General features: G+C 73.4%; 4 protein-coding genes. 1 reads left to right on the top strand and 3 read right to left on the bottom strand.

What is annotated here, in order from left to right; genetic code table 11:
• Both ACFV7Q_RS26005 and ACFV7Q_RS26000 read right to left on the bottom strand, forming a co-directional pair.
• Positions 1-667: hypothetical protein (locus tag ACFV7Q_RS26005; protein WP_385431776.1), on the bottom strand; the 667-nt coding region annotated here is incomplete at its 3' end.
• Positions 667-1,962, bottom strand: coding sequence for a VWA domain-containing protein (locus tag ACFV7Q_RS26000; RefSeq protein WP_385431774.1), 1,296 nt, complete (start codon positions 1,960-1,962; stop codon positions 667-669). The genes ACFV7Q_RS26000 and ACFV7Q_RS26005, both read right to left, overlap by 1 nt.
• A gap of 118 nt (positions 1,963-2,080) precedes the next feature.
• Between ACFV7Q_RS26000 and ACFV7Q_RS25995 the strand changes: the two genes are divergently transcribed.
• Positions 2,081-2,362, top strand: a complete 282-nt coding sequence (locus ACFV7Q_RS25995; RefSeq protein WP_385431773.1) for a hypothetical protein — start codon at positions 2,081-2,083, stop codon at positions 2,360-2,362.
• A 20-nt stretch (positions 2,363-2,382) separates the two neighbouring features.
• Here ACFV7Q_RS25995 and ACFV7Q_RS25990 read toward each other — a convergent pair whose 3' ends face one another.
• A complete protein-coding gene (locus tag ACFV7Q_RS25990) occupies positions 2,383-3,030 on the bottom strand; it encodes a TetR/AcrR family transcriptional regulator (RefSeq protein ID WP_385431771.1) in 648 nt (215 codons plus the stop codon).
• Positions 3,031-3,059: the final 29 nt, after the last annotated feature.

Here is a 3,059-nt window from a genome sequence, read left to right as displayed (position 1 = left end):
GCGGCTCCTTCCCCTCCTTCTTCGCGGCCTCGACCGCCGCGGCCCGGGCCGTGACGCCCGGGACCAGCGGCTCGGCCACGGCACCGTCCGAGGCGAACGCGCCCCCGGTGTCGTTGACATCGGCCCGCATCTCGGCCCGCACCTTCCGGCCGAGGTCCTCCTGGGCCAGGTTCACCGCGGTCAGGCGCACGTAGTAGCTACCCGGCAGAGGGTCGTTGGCCCATGCCTCGGCGCCCGGGCGGACCGTGCGCAACGTGCAGGACAGCTCGACCGTCGCGGCCTCCTTGGCCGCCGCCGCGGACTGCGCGGCGTACGTGCACGGCTGCCGGCGCCGCAGGCCGTCGTACACGTCGAGGCGCCACGTCGACGCCGCGTGGCGGGACGACGCCTCGGGCAGCTTCACCGTCGCCCGGACCGTGGCCCGCTGCCCGGAGTCCAGCGGCAGCACCCAGTACAGGTAGTCGCCCGTGGACGCTTCGGCCGTGGCGACCTGGCCCGGCTTGACCGGCGTGGCCGTGCGGAAGGCCGTTCCGGCCTCCGTCGGGCCGGAGGCGGCCCCGCTCGGGCTCGCACTCGCCGAGGGGGTCTCGGCCGCGGCCGCGCCGGACGCGGCCAGGACACCGCCGGCGGCCAGCACCGCGGCGGTCACCATCCGTACGGTACGCATCAGTTGGTCCTCCAGACCGAGACACGCCAGCGGGAGAGCCAGCCCCACACCAGGCCCGCGACGAGACCTGCCAGCACCAGGACGCCCAGCAGCCACCAGCCGCGACCGAGGCCGAACGAGGCCGCGTCCGCGGTGTCGTCCGGGCCGTCCACCACGTCGATGGTGAGCTCCACCGGCATGCCCGGGGTCGTCTTGACGGAAGCGGGCGCCGAGAAGGAGTTGCTGACCTGGAGGCAGACGGTCTCGGCGGCGGGCCCGCCGTCACCGGCCTTGCCCCCGGCCCCGTCCTCGTCCCCGTCGGCCTCGGCCTTCGGGTAGCGCAGGCCCGTCGAGATCACGTCGGTGCGGCCGTCGCCCGCCTCCGAGCCGCGCACGATCTCGCGGCCGTGGACGGTCGTGGCCCGCAGGAGCACGCCGTAGTCGTTGTTGACGGCGCGGTCGACACCGATGCTCACCGAGGCGCGCAGCTCCTGGCCGGGCTTCACGTCCACCTGGTACCAGCGGTGCTCGCCGAAGGCCTCGCGGTCCGTGTACAGGCCCGCGCCCAGCTTGGGGGCGCCCTGGCACTGTTTGGCACCCTCGGTCGCCACCGGGGTGACCACGGGGGCGGCAGCCCGGTCCACGAGCTGCTTGACGCGGCCGGAGAGTTCGGCGGTGTGCTGCACCGCGGTGTAGGTGCCGCCGGTGGCCTCGGCGATGCAGACCAGCTGGTCGCGGGTCTTGGCGTCGGGGACCAGGCCGAGGGTGTCGATGACCAGGTGGATGCCCTGGGCGGCGATGTCCCGCGCCACCTCGCACGGGTCGAGCGGGGCGCAGGTGTCTTCGCCGTCGGTGATCAGCACGATCCGCCGGGTGGCGTTGCCGCCCTTGAGGTCCTCGGCCGCGCCCAGCAGGGCCGGACCGATCGGGGTCCAGCCGGTGGGGGCGAGGGTCGCCACGGCCGTCTTGGCCTCGGTCCGGTTCAGCTTGCCGACCGGGTAGAGCTGCTTGGTGTCCTTGCAGCCGAGCTGCCGGTCCTCGCCCGGGTAGGTCGCCCCGAGCGTCCGTATCCCGAGCTGCACCTCCTCCGGCGTGGCGTCCAGGACCTCGTTGAAGGCCTGCTTGGCCGCCGCCATGCGGGAGGTGCCGTCGATGTCCGTCGCCCGCATCGAGCCGCTGACGTCCAGCACCAGCTCGACCTTCGGCGAGTCCTTCCCCACCGGTTCGCCGGCCGCCGCGCTCGCCGGGAACAACCCGACCGCGAGCGTGGCCAGCAGGCCGCACGCCCCGGCCGCCACCCATTTTCTTGTGATCATCGCCGGATCGTATTGAGGAACGAGCGGCAATCCAAAACGTCCGCTGCGGGCCGCACCGCCCGCGATTACCCTGGACCAGGGGGCGGTGTGCCAGTGTGCCCGGCCCGGAGGCGACCCCATGAGACGACGCCATCACTTCCACATCGACCATGCCGGGCATTCCGTCAGCGCGACCATCGAGACGGGGCACCGGGTGGAGGTGGAGGTCCTCGTCGACGGCAAGGAGACCGGTCACGCCACCACGCACGGTGACCGGCCGGTCCTCGTCCACGTGGAGCTGCCGACCGTGCCGCCGACACCGGTCGCCGTGCGCGCCACACCGGGACCCGGCGTCCCCCGCTGCGTCCTGGAGGCGCCCGACGCCGCCCAGCCGCTGGTGATGTCACCCCGGCCGTACTGAGCGGGGCGCCGCCCCGCCCGTCAGCCGACGGGTATCCCCACCGCTGCCGTCTGCCCACTCGCTTCCGCGGGCTCCCCGGTCCGGACCAGCCCGGCGACGTGCTCGGCGACCATGTCGAGGATCGCCGCCGCCGCGCGGTCGTCGCCGAGGACCAGGAAGTTCAGGGTGAGTCCGTCCGTCATGGCGGCCAGGTAGCGGGCCAGCACGGGGACCGGGACGCACAGCTCGAAGTCGAGCTCGCCGCGGACCTGCTCGATCAAGTCGGCGTACGTCGCGCAGTACAGCTCGTGCTGGCGCCGCGCGAGGTGCTCGAACCCGGGCTGGCGCAGGGCGTACTGGGTGAGCTCGTAGGTGAGCATGTGCTCGGCGGGGCTGGCGCGGACGTGGTCCCAGTAGGCGCGGAAGCCGGCCCGTACCGTCTCGCGGAGGGTGGCGCGCGGCCGGACCGCCTCCGTGACCACCCCGAGGTAGTGGTCGGTGATGGTCTCGATGACCGATTCCAGCAACGCCTGCTTGGAGTCGAAGCAGTAGTGGAAGACGCTCAACGACACGCACGCCTCGGCGACGATGGAGCGGGTCGTCGTCCGGGCGACGCCGTCGCGGGCCATCGCGCGGATCGCGGCCTCGGTCAGCTGCCGACGCCGCTCGGCCAACGGCATCCGTGGCATGGGTGTTCCGTCTCCTTCCCGTGTGAGGG

Origin of the sequence: Streptomyces sp. NPDC059851 (genome assembly GCF_042732005.1) — a bacterium.
Lineage (GTDB): Bacteria > Actinomycetota > Actinomycetes > Streptomycetales > Streptomycetaceae > Streptomyces.
The sequence above is the reverse complement of the archived record's forward strand: the minus strand, read 5'-3'. Positions and strand labels throughout refer to the sequence as shown.